Below are 15,334 nucleotides of genomic sequence, written 5' to 3'. Positions count from 1 at the left end.
CGCTGAGCGACGACGCCGCCCCGACCCCCTCCCGCCTTGAGGAGGGGCTCGGGGCGGCGTCGTTCTGCCGTCCAGCCCCCGGCAAGCCAACAGCGAACTGGCTCGGGCACCCGTGGGCGCGCGGGCGTCGGCCTACTACTGTCGTAGACAGACACCAGCGGAGAAGGCCCCCGCCGACGCCCCGTCCCGGGTGGACGGGGGCCTGCCGCTCAGCGACGAGAAGAGGACACACCACCGATGGCACAGCAGCTTTCCGCCCACGGTTCGGCCCCGCAGATGAGCCGCGAGCCCCGCGGTCAGGACGACCACGTCTACAACCGCCTGCTCAAGGAGCGCATCATCTGGCTCGGCTCGGATGTGCGCGATGACAACGCCAACCTGATCTGCTCCCAGATGCTCCTGCTCTCCGCGGAGGACCCGCAGGCGGACATCTACCTGTACATCAACTCCCCGGGCGGATCCATCACCGCCGGGATGGCCATCTACGACACGATGCAGCTGATCCCCAACGACGTCGTGACCATCGCCACCGGCATGGCCGCCTCGATGGGGCAGTTCCTGCTCTCCTCCGGGACCCCGGGCAAGCGCTACGCGACCCCCAACGCCCGGATCCTGATGCACCAGCCCTCCGGCGGCATCGGCGGCACCGCCTCGGACATTCGCACCCAGGCCGAGCTGATCCTGGACATGAAGAAGCGCATGGCCGAGCTGACCGCGCAGCAGACCGGCAAGTCCGTGGAGCAGATCCTCGAGGACAACGACCGGGACAACTGGTTCACCGCCCAGGAGGCCCTGGAGTACGGCTTCTTCGACCACATCGCCCAGTCCGCCGGCTCCGTCTCCGGCGGCGGCGGGACCCTGAAGGACTCCTGAACCTCCCCGGTCCGCCACGCACACCCCACCTCTTCCCAGGAGACACGAGACTTCCATGAACTTCACCTCCCCGCAGGCCCAGGCTTCCGGCCTGACCATGCCCACCGACCGGTACGTGCTGCCCTCCTTCGAGGAGCGCACCCCGTACGGCTACAAGCGCCAGGACCCCTACGCCAAGCTGTTCGAGGACCGCATCATCTTCCTCGGCGTGCAGGTCGACGACGCCTCGGCCGATGACATCATGGCCCAGCTGCTGGTCCTGGAGGCCCAGGACCCGGACCGGGACATCGTCATGTACATCAACTCCCCGGGTGGCTCCTTCACCGCGATGACCGCGATCTACGACACGATGCAGTACATCCGCCCGGAGATCCAGACCGTGTGCCTGGGGCAGGCGGCCTCCGCGGCGTCGGTCCTGCTGGCCGCCGGCACCCCCGGCAAGCGCCTGGCCCTGCCCAACGCCCGCGTGCTCATCCACCAGCCGGCCCTGGCCGGGCAGCAGGGCGGGCAGGCCTCGGACATCGAGATCCACGCCAACGAGGTCATGCGCATGCGCACCTGGCTGGAGGACACCCTGGCCCTGCACTCGAACAAGACCAGCCAGCAGGTCAACAAGGACATCGAGCGGGACAAGATCCTCACCGCCAAGGACGCCCAGGAGTATGGCCTGATCGACCAGGTCCTGGAGTCGCGCAAGATCAACAAGCCGCAGATCAACACCCAGGACTGATCCGTTCGGATCCGTCATCTCGCAGCGCCCCCGCGTCATATCCACACCCTGCGCAACAGGGCAGACGCGGGGGCGTCGTAGCCGGTAGCCTGGTATCCGATGCGCCCGCCCGACGGCGGCCCGGACCCTGCGCGCGAGCGGGCCCACCGCCCGCGCATCCCGCCCTCGTCGCCGCGTGAAGTGAGGAACCATGTCCCGTCTCGGTGAGACCGCCGACCTGCTCAAGTGCAACTTCTGCGGCAAATCCCAGAAGCAGGTCCGCAAGCTCATCGCCGGCCCCGGGGTGTACATCTGCGATGAGTGCATCGAGCTGTGCAACGAGATCATCGAGGAGGAGCTCAGCGAGGTCACGGAGCTGGCCTCCGCGGAGCTGCCCAAGCCGCGGGAGATCTACGAGTTCCTGCAGGAGTACGTGATCGGCCAGGACCCGGCCAAGCGGGCCCTCGCGGTGGCGGTGTACAACCACTACAAGCGGATCCGGGCCAAGGACTCCGCGACCCCCGTGAGCGGTCAGCAGCTGCTGGCCTCCGGCGGTGAGGACGTGGACATCGCCAAGTCCAACATCCTGCTGGTCGGGCCCACCGGCTCCGGGAAGACCTACCTCGCCCAGACGCTGGCGCAGAAGCTGAACGTGCCCTTCGCCGTCGCCGATGCCACGAGCCTGACGGAGGCCGGCTACGTCGGCGAGGACGTGGAGAACATCCTGCTCAAGCTGATCCAGGCCGCGGACGGGGACGTGAAGAAGGCCGAGACCGGGATCATCTACATCGATGAGATCGACAAGATCTCCCGCAAGTCCGAGAACCCCTCGATCACCCGCGACGTCTCCGGGGAGGGGGTGCAGCAGGCGCTGCTGAAGATCCTCGAGGGCACCGTCGCCGCCGTGCCGCCCCAGGGCGGGCGCAAGCACCCGCAGCAGGACTTCGTGCAGATCGACACCACCAACGTCCTGTTCATCGTCGCCGGTGCCTTCGCGGGCCTGGAGGAGATCGTGGGGGCGCGCGTCGGGAAGAAGGGCATCGGCTTCGGCGCTCCCATCGAGCAGGCAGCCCAGGAGACGGACATCCTGCAGAAGCTGCTGCCGGAGGATCTGCTGAAGTTCGGGCTGATCCCGGAGTTCATCGGGCGCCTGCCGGTGCTGGCCAGCCTGTCCGAGCTGGGGGAGGAGGACCTGGCTCGGGTGCTCACCGAGCCGCGCAACGCCCTGGCCAAGCAGTACCAGCGGATGTTCTCCTTCGACGACGTCCGCCTGCACTTCACGGACGACGCCGTGCGGGAGATCGCCCGCCTGGCCATCTCCCGCGGCACCGGGGCCCGCGGTCTGCGCGCCATCATGGAGGAGCTGCTGCAGCCGGTGATGTTCGAGATCCCCTCCCGCGAGGACGTCGCCGAGGTGGTGGTCACCGCCGAGGCCGTGCGCGGGCAGAGCGAGTCGGAGATCATCACTCGGGAGGAGCTCGAGGCGCAGCGCAAGAGCGCCTCCTGAGTTTCCCGTTCCGAGGGTACCGGGACACTGTTCCGGCCGATCCCGTCGTCAGACCTCATCCATGAACGCAAGGAGTCCGCAGCATCGTGCACAGCATCCCCAAGGTCCTGATCCGCGAATACGGGTCCCCGTTTCTCACGACGTCGGCGATCTTTCTCGGCGTCGTCCTGGGCATCCCGCAGGAGCGCTCCCAGAACTGGGCGCTGGTGCCGATCGTGATCGGCTTCGTGGCGGGTCTGGCGCTGCTGCCGCGGACGCTGGCCGATGCGAAGGACCCCGAGCTGGAGCGGGCCAAGTACTCCTCCCGCCGGATGATCCTCTGGCGGGCCCTCGTCCCGTTCCTGTTCGTCACCGCGTGGATCGCAGCGGCCTTCATCGTCAGCCGCACCGCGGCGACCTACCGCTTCAGCATCTTCGGCAACGCGACCCTGATGATCATCGTCCTCGCGGCCATGGCGGTGTTCTCCGCTGTGTCCTACCTCGCCGGGGTGCGCCGGATGGAGGAGATCGCGAGGGAGCGGGACGACGCGTCGCCCTCCCTCTAGCTGTACTGACCGGGGACGTTAGTTGACTTGCGTGGCATCGCCCGGGCTCTGTATCCTCGGCCGCATGTACTCAGGCATCGCCTCGATGAAGCTGCGTTCCGTCCGCTGACGGCGGCGGGACCCCTTCTGACCTCTCGTCTGCCGTCCTGGCCATCTGCCGGGCGGCCGCTTCGTGGTGCCCGGCTCCATGACGAGCTGAGAGTACGCAATGCCAACCACAGAACCTTTACGGTCATGTGCCTGGATCGGGACATCCCAAGGGCCCGCTGCACACATCCGCGCTGAATCACTCCACCTGACACTCGGCGACAGGCCGCTGCTGAGTGGGACTGACGTCACCGTCTCCACCGGGTCGCGACTGGCGATCGTCGGCGACAACGGCCGGGGCAAGACCACCTTGCTCCATATACTGGCGGGGATCTTGAAACCTGACTCGGGAGTGGTGACCCGGGTGGGTTCCCTTGTCCTGGTCAAGCAGGACATGGCCACCGAGGGCGATCGCACGGTCGGTGACCTCATTGCCGAGGCGACCGCCCTATCCAGGGCCGCTCTGCAGGCCCTCGACGTGGCTACCGCGGCGCTGGCCGCGGGCGATGACGCGGCCGACGCCTATTCCGCCGCACTCGAGGCGGCCACGCGGCTGGACGCCTGGGATGCAGACCGCCGTGTTGACATCGCCCTGGCGGGCCTGAACGCCTGTAGCGACCGCGATCGGGTCCTGTCGACCTTGTCGGTCGGCCAGCGATACCGGGTACGGCTGGCGGTCGCCCTCGGATCGACCCCTGACCTGTTGCTGCTGGACGAGCCCACCAACCACCTGGACGCTGCAGGGCTGTCCTTCCTGACTGAGCGCCTGCGGGACCACCCCGGTGGCCTGGCCTTAGTCAGCCACGACCGCGCCCTGCTGCGCGACGTGGCGACCAGCTTCCTGGACCTCGACCCGACCCGCGATGGTCTTCCGCGCACCTACGCGGGCGGTTACGAGGGCTGGATCGAAGGGCGGCAACGAGAACGGGCCGCCTGGGAGCAAGACCATGCCGCCCAGGTCGCCCGGCATCAGGAACTGACCCGCGCCGCCGCCGACGCACGCTCCCGCCTGTCGCAAGGCGGTTGGCGACCCGACAAGGGAACGGGCAAGCACCAACGGGCCACGCGCGCTGCCGGGGTGGTCCAGGCTTTCAACCGCCGCATCGTGGACCTGGAGCGTCATCAGATCGACGTGCCAGAGCCACCGCTGCGGTTGGCATGGCCCACATCGTCAGCGCGGACCGGTCAGAACATCGTCAACGCCTCCATGCTCACCGTGACTGACCAGTTGGCCACCCCGGTCTCGGTGGACATCAGCGGTGGAGACCGATTGGTGGTCACCGGGCCGAACGGTGCTGGGAAGTCCACACTGTTGGGGCTTCTCGGTCGGCGACTGGCCCCGAGTACAGGCCAGCTGCGGGTGAACCCGAGGGTGCGCGTCGCCCTGTTGTCTCAAGAGGTCCCTGACTGGGACGACGCCCTCCCCGCACACGTGGTCTACGAGACGTACCTGGCCACGCAGGGCCGCCGATCACAGGCACCCTCCCTCGGCTCACTCGGGCTGCTTGAGCCCGCGGCAACCCGCACACCCGTGGGGCACCTGTCGCAAGGGCAACAACGCCGCCTCCATCTGGCCATGTGCCTGGCGGTGGACCCGGACCTGTTGCTCCTGGACGAGCCCACCAACCATCTGTCATCGAGCCTCGTCGACGACATCACCACCGAGCTCCTGCGGACCTCCTGCGCCATGATCGTCGCCACGCACGACCGGCAGATGCTCGACGACCTCACCGACTGGCCCCACCTCAGCCTTGCCCCAAAGGACCTGCCATGAACCCCCTTCGCCCCTTGTCCGTCCCCGGCTACCGACCGCTGTATGCAGCGATGGTGCTCACCGTCTTCGCCCAGGGCGCCTGGGCCCTCTACTTAGCCATGCAGACCCTCGACCTGGGCGCCACGGCGGCCACCTTGTCGGGTGTCGTGGCGTGGAGCGGCATCGGCCTGCTCGCAGGATCCTTGCCCGCCGGGGTACTTGCGGACCGCGTCGCCAAGAAGTCCGTCATCGTCGGCGTCCTCACTGTCAACCTCGCCGCCTCGACGACGACCTCCACCGCCGCCATCTTCGACGCGGCCACTTTCTGGATGCTGGCAGTGTCCGCGTTCGTCATCGGCGTCTCGACCGCCTTCTTCTTCCCGGCCTACACCGCGCTCGTGCCCGTCCTCGTGGGAAGCGACGACCTGATGGCCGTCAACGGGCTCGAAGGGACCACCCGGCCGCTGGTAGGACAGACCCTCGCCCCCGGCGTCGTCGGTGCCGTCATCGGCGCGAGCGTGCCCGCCGCGGGCGGGTACCTCATCGCCGGCGCGCTCGGACTCGCCCTGATCGCCGCCCTGCGGCTTCCTGCCCCTTGCTCAGCCGAGACCGACGCCGAAGCTCCGGCCACCTCTGCGCTGCGGGACCTGCTCGACGGGTTCGGCTACGTCGCCCGCACGCGCTGGGTTCGCTCCAGCGTGCTGTTGGCGGCCGCCATGGGCCTGGCCGTGACCGGCCCGCTGGAAGTTCTCCTGCCCGCGCTCATACGCTCGACCCATGACAACGGTCCGGCTGTGTACGGAGTCGTCCTCGGAGCTCTGGGCGTCGGCGGCCTGGTGGGTTCCCTCGTCGCCGGCTCATGGCCCACCCCCTCACACTTCCTGCCCGTAATGGTCGGCGCATGGGCACTCGGCTGCCTTCCACTGGCCATCCCCGCACTCACCAACAATCCGTGGATCATCAGCGCCGGACTGGCGGTCTACGGTGCGTCGATCGGAGTCGGGATGGTCATCTGGGGCACGGTCCTGCAGGAACACGTACCGCTGGAGATGCTCGGCCGAGTCGCCAGCCTCGACTTCTTCATCTCCATCGCCTTCATGCCACTGTCCATCGCACTCACCGGACTCCTCAGCCGACACATCGCCGCTGCCAGCTTGTTCATCGCCGCCGGACTCGTGCCGCTCGCCACGACGATCCTCCTTGCAGTCCTGGGGCAACTCCGAACGCCGCGGACGACGCCCGTCGCAGCAGGTGAGGAGTGATGCACGCCAACGCCACCCTGACACCTCGCCACCGGCTCAAGGTGGCCCAGCTCGTCGTCGACGACGGTTGGCCCATCAGCGAAGTCGCCGCCCGCTTCCAGGTCTCCTGGCCGACCGTGAAGAGGTGGGTCGACCGCTATCGCGCCGGCGAGTCGATGCAGGATCGCTCGTCCCGGCCGAAGACCTCACCGAACAAGACGGACAAGGCGACGACGAAGCGGTGCGTCAGCCTGCGGATACGGTTGCGTGAGGGCCCCGTGCAGCTCGCCGCCCGACTCGGCATCGCGCCCTCGACCGTCCACCGCATCTTGGCCGGTGCCCGACTGAACCGGCTCTCCTACGTGGACCGCGCGACTGGCGAACCGATCCGCCGGTACGAACACCCCCACCCCGGCTCCCTGGTCCACGTGGACGTGAAGAAGCTCGGGAACATCCCCGACGGCGGCGGCTGGCGCTACGTCGGCCGCCGCCAGGGCGACCACAACCGAACGGCGACACCGGGTAAGCCGAAGAGCAAGTGGCACAACCCCAGGCTCGGGTACGCGTTCGTGCACACCGTCATTGACGACCACTCCCGCGTCGCGTACACCGAGGTCCACGACGACGAGACCGCCGTCACCGCGGTCGGGGTCCTGCATCGGGCTGTGGCGTGGTTTGCCGATCGCGGCGTCGCCGTGGAGCGGGTGCTGTCCGACAACGGTGGCGCCTATCGCTCGCACCTGTGGCGGGACACCTGCGAGGCCCTCTCGATCACCCCGAAGCGGACGCGTCCGTACCGGCCGCAGACCAACGGCAAGGTAGAGCGCTTCCACCGGACCATGGCCGACGGGTGGGCCTACGCCCGCTGCTACACCAGCGAGCAAGAACGACGCGACGCCCTGCCGGATTGGCTGCACCAGTACAACCAGCACCGCCCGCACACGGCCTGCGACAACCAGCCGCCGTTCTCACGATTGATCAACGTCCCCGAGCAGTACATCTAGCCGCGTGCCCGGGGCGGGACCGGCCTTGACTCTCCGGTTCCACCTCTGTTGTTCTGGAGATCACAGCACGCCGAGAGGAGACGGCCTGATGATGAGCCCGCCCTCCGCACCTGAGGCGCCGGCCCCCTGGAAGCTGGGGCTGCGCGGGCTCGCCCAGCCGCTCGGCGTGGTCGCGGCCGTGCTGGTGTGGACCGCGTTCCGCGGGGATGACCCGTGGATCGCGCCGTCCTCCCTGCTGGGCCTCGCCGTGGCCGTGGTCGTGGGCGTCCTCATCGAGTGAGCCATGAATCGATGGATCCCCGAGGTCACCTAAACCCGCTACCGCCGCACCAGCCCGCAAGCGATCGGCTGGCGGATCGGCTGCGGGCTGGGCGCCTGGCTGGCCTGCCTGGCGCTGTTCGGCCTCATCGTGCTTCTCGGCGGGGCGGTGACCGCGGTGGACGGGATCATCCTCGGGGTGGAGCTGGCCGTCGGGGTGATCGCGGCGGCGCTCTGCTTCCGCTGGGAGCTGCGCCAGCTGCGCAGTCGGAGCGCCGCCGGGGAATAATCGGGGTTCCTGCGCGGCTGTGCTGGACGGCAGCGGCCCCGGAAGGGGCCCGACGCGACCCGAGAAGGAGCACACGCCATGACCGAGAAGGTCGAGTACTGGTTCGATCCCATCTGCCCGTGGGCCTGGATGACCTCCCGCTGGATGACCGAGGTGGAGGGCATCCGCGACGTCGAGGTCACCTGGAATCCCTTCAGCCTGAGCCTCCTCAACGAGGACAAGGACATCCCCGCCGACTACCGCGCCCACCTGGACCGCTCCCGGGGACCGGCCCGCGTGGCCATGGCCGTGCGCGAGACCCAGGGGCAGGAGAAGGTCAAGGCCTTCTACGACGCCGTCGGCACCGCGATCCACCCGGAGAACACCGGGGAGCAGGACGAGACCAAGCGCCTCCGCGAGGCCATCGAGCGGGCCCTGGAGCAGACCGGGCTGCCGGCGGAGCTGGCCGAGGAGGCCGAGAAGGACACCTACGACGACGCCCTGCGCGCCTCCAACGCCCGCGCGCTGAAGCTGGTCGGAGACGACGTCGGCGTGCCCATCATCGCGTTGGAAGGTGCGGCGTTCTTCGGCCCCGTCATGTCCCCGGCGCCGACGGGCGAGGAGGCCGGAAAGGTCTGGGACGGGGCGCTCGCCCTGGCCTCCTACGAGGGGTTCTTCGAGCTGAAGCGCTCCCGCACCCGCGGACCGCAGTTCGACTGAGCCGCCCGACCCCGCCGCGAGCGAAGGCCCCGGCCGCCGATTCCCGATCCCGGGAAGGGCGGCCGGGGCCTGCGCGCATCGGGGCGGCTCCCGCGCCCTCGTGCCCGCCGGGGCTCACCCCCGGTCGGAGGATCCGCCGCGCGCCGCGCTCCGGGTCTCGCGCCGATCCTTCCGCTTCTGCGCCTTGCGCCGGCGCAGCGTCTGGCGGGCCGCCCACGTGTAGTTGATCGCGTCATCCGAGGTGTACTCGATCATCGCGAACACCTGGCTGGCCATCACCACGAACACCGCGTAGGTGATCGAGGAGTCCGCCGTCCCGTTGAACACCTCCACCGCGGTGGCCACGAAGCTGACCAGCAGCAGGGCCAGGCTGATCTGCCGGGCCCGGTACCGCCCGCGCACCACGTTGATCGCCAGCAGCACCTGCACCAGCGCGATCACGGCGATCGCCGCCGTCACCAGCGCAAGGGTCACATCCCACAGGTCGCTGCCCGTGTCCGCGGCGAAGGCCTCCGCCGCGTCGATCAGCCGCTGCTCGCGCACCGACCGGGTGAACTCCGGGGTGAACAGCCGGTACAGGCTGCGTCCCATCTGCAGCAGGGCCACCAGCGAGACCAGCGCCCCGGCCAGCCAGACCTGCGGCGGCGCCTTCTCGGCCAGCTGGGAGAGGTTCCGGTGTCCGCGCGGCCCGCGGGCCTGCTCCCCGGAATCCTCCTCATGGTCCCCGGGCACCACCTCGTCCAGGTCCACGATGGGCAGGTTCCCGTCCGTGCGGATCTGGTCCCCGCCGCCGTTGCGGGAGTTGTACCCGCTCATGAACCCCTCCAGCACCCGGACCGAAGCCTCGGGGCTGGTGTAGCCAAGCGTCTGGACCACGTAATCCCGCTCCAGGTCCGTGGCCGCATCCACCTTGTGGGTGACCTGCAGGGTGAACAGGGACAGCCCGACGGCGTTGTCGTAGGTCGCGGCCGCGACCCAGTCCGCCCGCTGCCCGCCCGGCAGCATCCAGTCCTCCGGGGTCTTCCAGAAGCGCACGTGATGGCGCTTGGACGGGTTGCCGTCCACCTCCTGCTGGTACGCGAAATCCTGGCGGCGCCCGAACAGCAGCAGCGGGGAGACCGGCGCGGACGGGTAGGAGCGCTTGGTCAGCGAGGAGATGATGATCTGCCACGAGCTCTTCAGCGTCACCGGCTCCGCCATCGTCCACCCGGCCCGGCGCATCGCCTCGTGGATGTCGTCCTCCTCCGCCAGGAACGCCAGGTTCACCGGATCCCCGAGCAGGCCGTCACCGGTCTGGGTGCGGCCGAAGAAGTAGTCCGGGACGTAGATGGTCGTCATGATCCGGTGGAAACGCGGCAGGGTCAGGTACGCCGCCAGCCCCCAGAAGATCAGGATGAACAGCACCGACCACCAGCTCATGTGCACGGCCTGGGTCAGGGCCACCACGGCCAGCCAGATCGAGGCGAGCCCGGCCAGGATGAAGTAGACCTTGTCCGGCCAGTCGTCGATCAGGCGCCGCTCGTCCTGCAGCTGCTGCTGCAAGCGGGTCTGCTGAGTCTGATCCGTATCCCCCTGGTACTCGGGGTAGTGCGGGTCCCGCCCGCGGCCCTCGGAGGTGGCGTAGCGGGACGGGCCGCGCCCGGCGGGCGAGGCTTCCGCCTCGACCGCCGGGCGCGGGTGCTCGGTCTCGAAGCGCTCAGCGGGCATCGGCGGCGTCCTCGGCGGCCAGGCGCACCGAGGCCACGGCCAGCTCCGCTCCGGTCTGCGCGAGCAGCCGCAGCTCGCGGACGTTGCCCGCGGCCTTCAGGTCCTCCGCGCCCTCGGCCAGCAGGTCCAGCACGGCCTGCTCGGCGCGCACGGTGGCCTCGAGGACCTCGGTGCGCTGCTTGACCTTCGCCTCGGACTTGGCCTTGCGCACCCCGGACAGGGCGCGGCCGACGACGTCGAGGACCTCCGCCTGCCCGGTCACGCCCGCGTAAGCCTGCGTGCTCGGCCACTCGGCCCGGTGCACCGAGGCGCCCTGCTCGACGCCGCCGCGCCACCAGGACCACACCTCCTCCGTCGCGAAGGGCAGGAACGGGGCGAACAGCCGCAGCAGCGCGTCCAGGGTCGTGGCCAGCGCCGCGTGCACCGAGGCCTGCTCGGCCGCACCGCGCCCGCCGTAGGCCCGGTCCTTGACCAGCTCCACGTAGTCATCCGTGAAGGTCCAGAAGAAGGTCTCGGTCAGCTGCAGGGCCTTGGCGTACTCGTAGTCCTCGAAGGCCTGCGTGGCCTCCCGCACCACCTGCTCCAGCCGGGCCAGCAGGGCCCGATCCAGCCCGTTGACCACCACCGTCGCGTCCGCGCCGCGGCCGATCACCGAATCCGCGGTGACCCCCTGCATGAGCACGAACTTGGAGGCGTTGAGCAGCTTGATCGCCAGGCGCCGGCCGATCTTCATCTGCCCCTCGTCGTAGGCGGTGTCCGCCCCGAGGCGGGCCGAGGCGGCCCAGTAGCGCACGGCGTCGGCCCCGTACTTGTCCAGCACCTCGTGGGGCACCACCACGTTGCCCTTGGACTTGGACATCTTCTTCCGGTCCGGATCCAGGATCCACCCGGACAGGGCCGTGTGCCGCCACGGCACGGAATCCTCCAGGGAATCCGCGCGCACCGCGGTGGAGAACAGCCAGGTGCGGATGATGTCGTGGCCCTGCGGACGCAGATCCATCGGGAACGTGCTGGCGTGCAGCCCGTCGTCCTCGCCCCACCCGGTCGCGATCTGCGGGGTCAGGGAGGAGGTGGCCCAGGTGTCCAGCACATCCGGGTCCGCGGTGAACCCGCCGGGCTGATCCCGCTGATCCTCGGCGTAGCCGGCCGGAGCCTGCGCGGCCGGATCCACCGGCAGCTGCTCCTCGGCGGGCAGGATGGGGGAGGAGTAGTCCGGCTCCCCGTGCTCATCCACCGGGTACCACACGGGGAAGGGCACGCCGAAGAACCGCTGGCGGGAGACCAGCCAGTCCCCGTTCAGGCCCTCCACCCAGTTCTCGTACCGGCTGCGCATGAACGCCGGGTGCCAGGAGATCTCCCGACCCCGCTCGATCATCGTCCTCCGCCGGTCCTCGTCCCGACCGCCGTTGCGCAGGTACCACTGCCGGGAGGTCACGATCTCCAGGGGCTTATCCCCCTTCTCGTAGAACTTCACCGGGTGGGTGATCCGCCGCGGCTCACCCTCCATCTCCCCGTTCTCCCCGAGCATCTCCACCACGGTCTTCTGCGCGGTGAACACGGTGGCCCCGGCGATCCGCTCGTAGCGGGCCCGGGCGTCCTTGTCGGTGATCCATTCCGGGACCTCCCGGGCGAAGCGCCCGTCCCGGCCGATCAGCGCGCGGGTCGGCAGATCCAGCTCCCGCCACCAGGTCACGTCCGTGGTGTCGCCGAAGGTGCAGATCATCGCGATCCCCGCGCCCTTGTCCGGCTGCGCCAGCTCGTGGGCCTTCACCGGAACCTCGACGCCGAACAGCGGCGAGGTCACGGTGGTGCCGAACAGCTCTCGGTACCGCTCATCCTCCGGGTGCGCCACCAGGGCCACACAGGAGGGCAGCAGCTCCGGGCGGGTGGTCTCGATCCACACCTTCTGCCCGTCGGGCCGGTGGAAGGAGATCCGGTGGTAGGCGCCCTCGCGCTCCTTGTCCTCCAGCTCCGCCTGGGCCACCGCGGTGCGGAAGGTGACGTCCCACATGGTCGGGGCCTCGGCCATGTAGGCGTTGCCGGCCGCCAGATCCCGCAGGAACGCCCGCTGGGAGACCCGGCGGGAATGGGCGTCGATGGTCCGATACGTGCGATCCCAGTCCACGGACAGGCCCAGGGTCATGAACAGGTGCTCGAAGACCTTCTCGTCTTCGACCGCCAGCTCCTCGCACAGCTCGATGAAGTTCTGCCGGGAGATCACATCCCAGTCCCGCTGGTTGCGCGCCGGCTTCTCCGGCGGGCGATACCCCTCCACGTACGGCTTCGACGGGTCGCAGCGCACCCCGTAGTAGTTCTGCACCCGCCGCTCGGTCGGCAGGCCGTTGTCGTCCCAGCCCAGCGGGTAGAACACGTTCTTCCCGCGCATCCGCTGGTAGCGGGCGATCACATCCGTCTGCGTGTAGGAGAACATGTGTCCCACGTGCAGGGAGCCCGACGCCGTGGGCGGGGGAGTGTCGATGGAGTAGACCTGCTCGCGGCTGGTCTGCGCGTCGAAGGCATACGTCCCGGCCTTCCGCCAGGCCTGCGAGTACTTCTCCTCCAGGCCCTCCAGTCCGGGCTTGTCGGGGACGGTGGTGCGTGCGGGCGCGTCTGTGCCCTGGTTGATCTCAGCCATGCCGCCCATTGTCTCACGCACGCCACCGTGAGCCGTCGACCCACCGGGCCCGGCTCCACCCGGTCCGGATCGGCTCCGGTCCGGTCAGTCCAGCTCGGTGAACTTCCGATCCCAGGAGGCCCGCACCGGATTCGCCCCGGCCAGCAGCGCGTCGAAGCGGTCGTTGGCGATCTCCACGATCTGTGTCAGCGCCACCCGGTGCTCCTGCGCGGCCGAGTTGGCCAGGCGCCGCACCCCCGAGCGCAGCACCCGATCCACCGAATCCGTGGTGGACAGGTACGCCACCCACGGCATCCCGAAGCGCTCGCGGTACTGGGCGGCCAGCTCCTGCAGGGCCGCCAGCTGCGCATCGTCCAGGTCCTCCAGCCCCAGGGAGCCGCGGTCCCGGGAGATCCGGGCGTGCTCCTCCTCGGGGGCGGTGATCAGCTGGGCCATGTCCGGGTAGTCGTGGATCAGGGCCTCGCGCCGCTGGCGGGGCGCGGTGAGCACGGCCACCTGGATCGCCTCGCGCAGCGCGGCGACGTCGGCGAAGGGTCGGGACTCCCAGGCCTGCTCCAGCGGCCAGGTCTCGCGGTTGAACAGCTCACCCAGGGCGCGCACGAAGCCCTCCCGGTCCAGGGCGTTGATCTGCTCCAGGGTCAGACCCTCGCCCTCCGGGGAGCGAGCGATGAGCCCGCCGCTCTGGCGACCCACGTGGAAGAACAGCAGGTTCAGCACGATGGCCGTGATGGACCCGGCGATCATCCCGGAGGAGAGCAGGATCTGCGCCCAGGAGGGCAGCACCTGGGCGATCTCCGGCTTGAAGGTCACCAGCATCGCCAGCGACAGGGCGGTCGTGACGATCACCGCGTTGCGGTTGTCGGACATGTCCGCCCGCCCGATGGTCTGCATCCCCACCCACGCGACGTTGGCGAACAGCGCCAGGGAGGCAGCACCCAGCACCGGCGAGGGGATCGAGGCGACGACGGCCCCGGCCTTGGGCAGCAGCCCGAGCACGATCATCAGGACCGCCGCGGCCGCGGCCACCCACCGGGATTTCACCCCGGTGATGCGCACCAGGCCCACGTTCTGGGCGAAGCAGGTGTACGGGAAGGAGTTCAGCACCCCGCCCAGGGTCGTGGAGACGCCGTCGGCCCGGATCGCCGCGGTCACGTCCTTCGCCCGGATCCGCTTCTTCACGATCTCCCCGGTGGCGAACACGTCCCCGGTGGTCTCCACCATGGTGATCATCATGACGATGACCATCATGAGGATCGCCGAGACGCTGAACTGCGGGATGCCGAAGTAGAAGGGGGTCGTGATGCCCAGGGCATCGGCCCGACCCACCTCGTCCAGGTGGGCATCGCCCAGCAGCAGGGCGACCGCGGTGCCGGCCACCAGCCCGATCAGCACCGCGAGGGTGCCCAGAAACCCGTGGAAGAAGCGCTGGACCAGCACGATCACCAGCAGGGTGCCCGCGGCGTAGGCGATGGCCCTGGCGTCCGGGACGTCCTGGGCGTGGTCCACGACGTCGTTCGCGGAGACCGCCAGCAGCGAGGTGCCCATGCACAGCAGCACCGAGCCGGTGACCACCGGCGGGAAGAAGCGCAGCAGCCGGGAGAAGACCGGGGCGGCGAAGAACGTGAACAGCCCGGAGACGATCACGGCCCCGTAGATCATCGGCAGGCCCTCGACGCCGCCGCGCCCGTCCGTGGCCCCCAGCCCGATCGCGATGATCGGGGCGACGGCGGTGGTGGTGACGCCCTGGATGATGGGCAGGCGCACCCCGACCCGGCGACCCAGACCCACCGACTGGATCAGGGTGGCCAGACCGCAGGTCAGCAGATCCGCGTTGATCAGGTGGATCGTCGTGGCCGCATCCAGGTGCAGGGACTGGGCGATCAGCAGCGGCACGATCACCGCGCCGGCGTAGAATGCCAGGACGTGCTGGACGCCCAGCGCCGCCAGGCGGGGGAACGGAGGGACGCGGTCGACCGGGTGGCGCACGGGCGCGGATGCAGGGAGGCTCACCCCATCGAGGGTACCGC

At 69.5% G+C, this 15,334-nt stretch carries 12 protein-coding genes; 9 read left to right on the top strand and 3 right to left on the bottom strand.

Annotation, left to right across the window (positions count from 1 at the left end; translation table 11 throughout):
- The first annotated feature begins 237 nt into the window (after positions 1-237).
- The 9 genes from NQ707_RS02310 to NQ707_RS02270 all read left to right on the top strand — a co-directional run bounded on the left by NQ707_RS02310 (position 238) and on the right by NQ707_RS02270 (position 8,965).
- Positions 238-873, top strand: coding sequence for an ATP-dependent Clp protease proteolytic subunit (locus tag NQ707_RS02310; protein WP_058730250.1), 636 nt, complete (start codon positions 238-240; stop codon positions 871-873).
- Positions 874-928: 55 nt separating this feature from the next.
- The gene (locus tag NQ707_RS02305) at positions 929-1,603 is read left to right on the top strand and encodes an ATP-dependent Clp protease proteolytic subunit (RefSeq protein WP_058730251.1); all 675 of its coding nucleotides are present in this window, start codon (positions 929-931) and stop codon (positions 1,601-1,603) included.
- A 190-nt stretch (positions 1,604-1,793) separates the two neighbouring features.
- On the top strand, positions 1,794-3,089 hold the full coding sequence (clpX, locus tag NQ707_RS02300) for an ATP-dependent Clp protease ATP-binding subunit ClpX (protein WP_404434553.1): 1,296 nt from the start codon (positions 1,794-1,796) through the stop codon (positions 3,087-3,089).
- Between the two features lie 86 nt (positions 3,090-3,175).
- Positions 3,176-3,634, top strand: coding sequence for a hypothetical protein (locus NQ707_RS02295; protein ID WP_058730253.1), 459 nt, complete (start codon positions 3,176-3,178; stop codon positions 3,632-3,634).
- 208 nt (positions 3,635-3,842) lie between these two features.
- A complete protein-coding gene (locus NQ707_RS02290) occupies positions 3,843-5,495 on the top strand; it encodes an ABC-F family ATP-binding cassette domain-containing protein (protein ID WP_404434550.1) in 1,653 nt (550 codons plus the stop codon).
- Complete coding sequence (locus tag NQ707_RS02285) at positions 5,492-6,736, top strand: MFS transporter (protein ID WP_024291003.1); 1,245 nt, start codon at positions 5,492-5,494, stop codon at positions 6,734-6,736. Before NQ707_RS02290 ends, NQ707_RS02285 begins: the two co-directional genes overlap by 4 nt.
- A complete protein-coding gene (locus NQ707_RS02280; RefSeq protein ID WP_404434548.1) occupies positions 6,733-7,719 on the top strand; it encodes an IS481 family transposase in 987 nt (328 codons plus the stop codon). Before NQ707_RS02285 ends, NQ707_RS02280 begins: the two co-directional genes overlap by 4 nt.
- An 88-nt stretch (positions 7,720-7,807) precedes the next feature.
- The gene (locus tag NQ707_RS02275) at positions 7,808-7,999 is read left to right on the top strand and encodes a hypothetical protein (protein WP_058730254.1); all 192 of its coding nucleotides are present in this window, start codon (positions 7,808-7,810) and stop codon (positions 7,997-7,999) included.
- 345 nt (positions 8,000-8,344) lie between these two features.
- Positions 8,345-8,965: a DsbA family protein gene (locus tag NQ707_RS02270; RefSeq protein WP_404434545.1), complete on the top strand. Its 621-nt coding sequence runs from the start codon at positions 8,345-8,347 to the stop codon at positions 8,963-8,965.
- A gap of 114 nt (positions 8,966-9,079) precedes the next feature.
- On the opposite strand, the gene NQ707_RS02265 is transcribed toward NQ707_RS02270, so the two are convergent.
- From NQ707_RS02265 to NQ707_RS02255, 3 genes are all read right to left on the bottom strand, one after another.
- On the bottom strand, positions 9,080-10,672 hold the full coding sequence (locus tag NQ707_RS02265; RefSeq protein WP_404434543.1) for an LssY C-terminal domain-containing protein: 1,593 nt from the start codon (positions 10,670-10,672) through the stop codon (positions 9,080-9,082).
- Complete coding sequence (valS, locus tag NQ707_RS02260; protein WP_404434541.1) at positions 10,662-13,307, bottom strand: valine--tRNA ligase; 2,646 nt, start codon at positions 13,305-13,307, stop codon at positions 10,662-10,664. The genes NQ707_RS02265 and valS overlap by 11 nt, the downstream gene beginning before the upstream one ends.
- Positions 13,308-13,391: 84 nt before the next feature.
- Complete coding sequence (locus NQ707_RS02255) at positions 13,392-15,317, bottom strand: solute carrier family 23 protein (RefSeq protein ID WP_404434537.1); 1,926 nt, start codon at positions 15,315-15,317, stop codon at positions 13,392-13,394.
- Positions 15,318-15,334: the final 17 nt, after the last annotated feature.

Origin of the sequence: Rothia sp. BD8 (assembly GCF_044878465.1) — a bacterium.
Lineage (GTDB): Bacteria > Actinomycetota > Actinomycetes > Actinomycetales > Micrococcaceae > Rothia > Rothia kristinae.
Note: the sequence above shows the minus strand (reverse complement) of the source record. Positions and strands in the feature narration are given on the sequence as shown.

Excerpts from the sequence above, each read along its gene's own strand:
- NQ707_RS02310 (WP_058730250.1), top strand. The coding sequence starts at position 238 with ATGGCACAGCAGCTTTCCGCCCACGGTTCGGCCCCGCAGATGAGCCGC.
- NQ707_RS02305 (WP_058730251.1), top strand. The coding sequence starts at position 929 with ATGAACTTCACCTCCCCGCAGGCCCAGGCTTCCGGCCTGACCATGCCC.
- NQ707_RS02265 (WP_404434543.1), bottom strand. The coding sequence starts at position 10,672 with ATGCCCGCTGAGCGCTTCGAGACCGAGCACCCGCGCCCGGCGGTCGAG.
- NQ707_RS02270 (WP_404434545.1), top strand. The coding sequence starts at position 8,345 with ATGACCGAGAAGGTCGAGTACTGGTTCGATCCCATCTGCCCGTGGGCC.
- clpX (WP_404434553.1), top strand. The coding sequence starts at position 1,794 with ATGTCCCGTCTCGGTGAGACCGCCGACCTGCTCAAGTGCAACTTCTGC.
- NQ707_RS02290 (WP_404434550.1), top strand. The coding sequence starts at position 3,843 with ATGCCAACCACAGAACCTTTACGGTCATGTGCCTGGATCGGGACATCC.
- NQ707_RS02275 (WP_058730254.1), top strand. The coding sequence starts at position 7,808 with ATGATGAGCCCGCCCTCCGCACCTGAGGCGCCGGCCCCCTGGAAGCTG.
- NQ707_RS02285 (WP_024291003.1), top strand. The coding sequence starts at position 5,492 with ATGAACCCCCTTCGCCCCTTGTCCGTCCCCGGCTACCGACCGCTGTAT.
- valS (WP_404434541.1), bottom strand. The coding sequence starts at position 13,307 with ATGGCTGAGATCAACCAGGGCACAGACGCGCCCGCACGCACCACCGTC.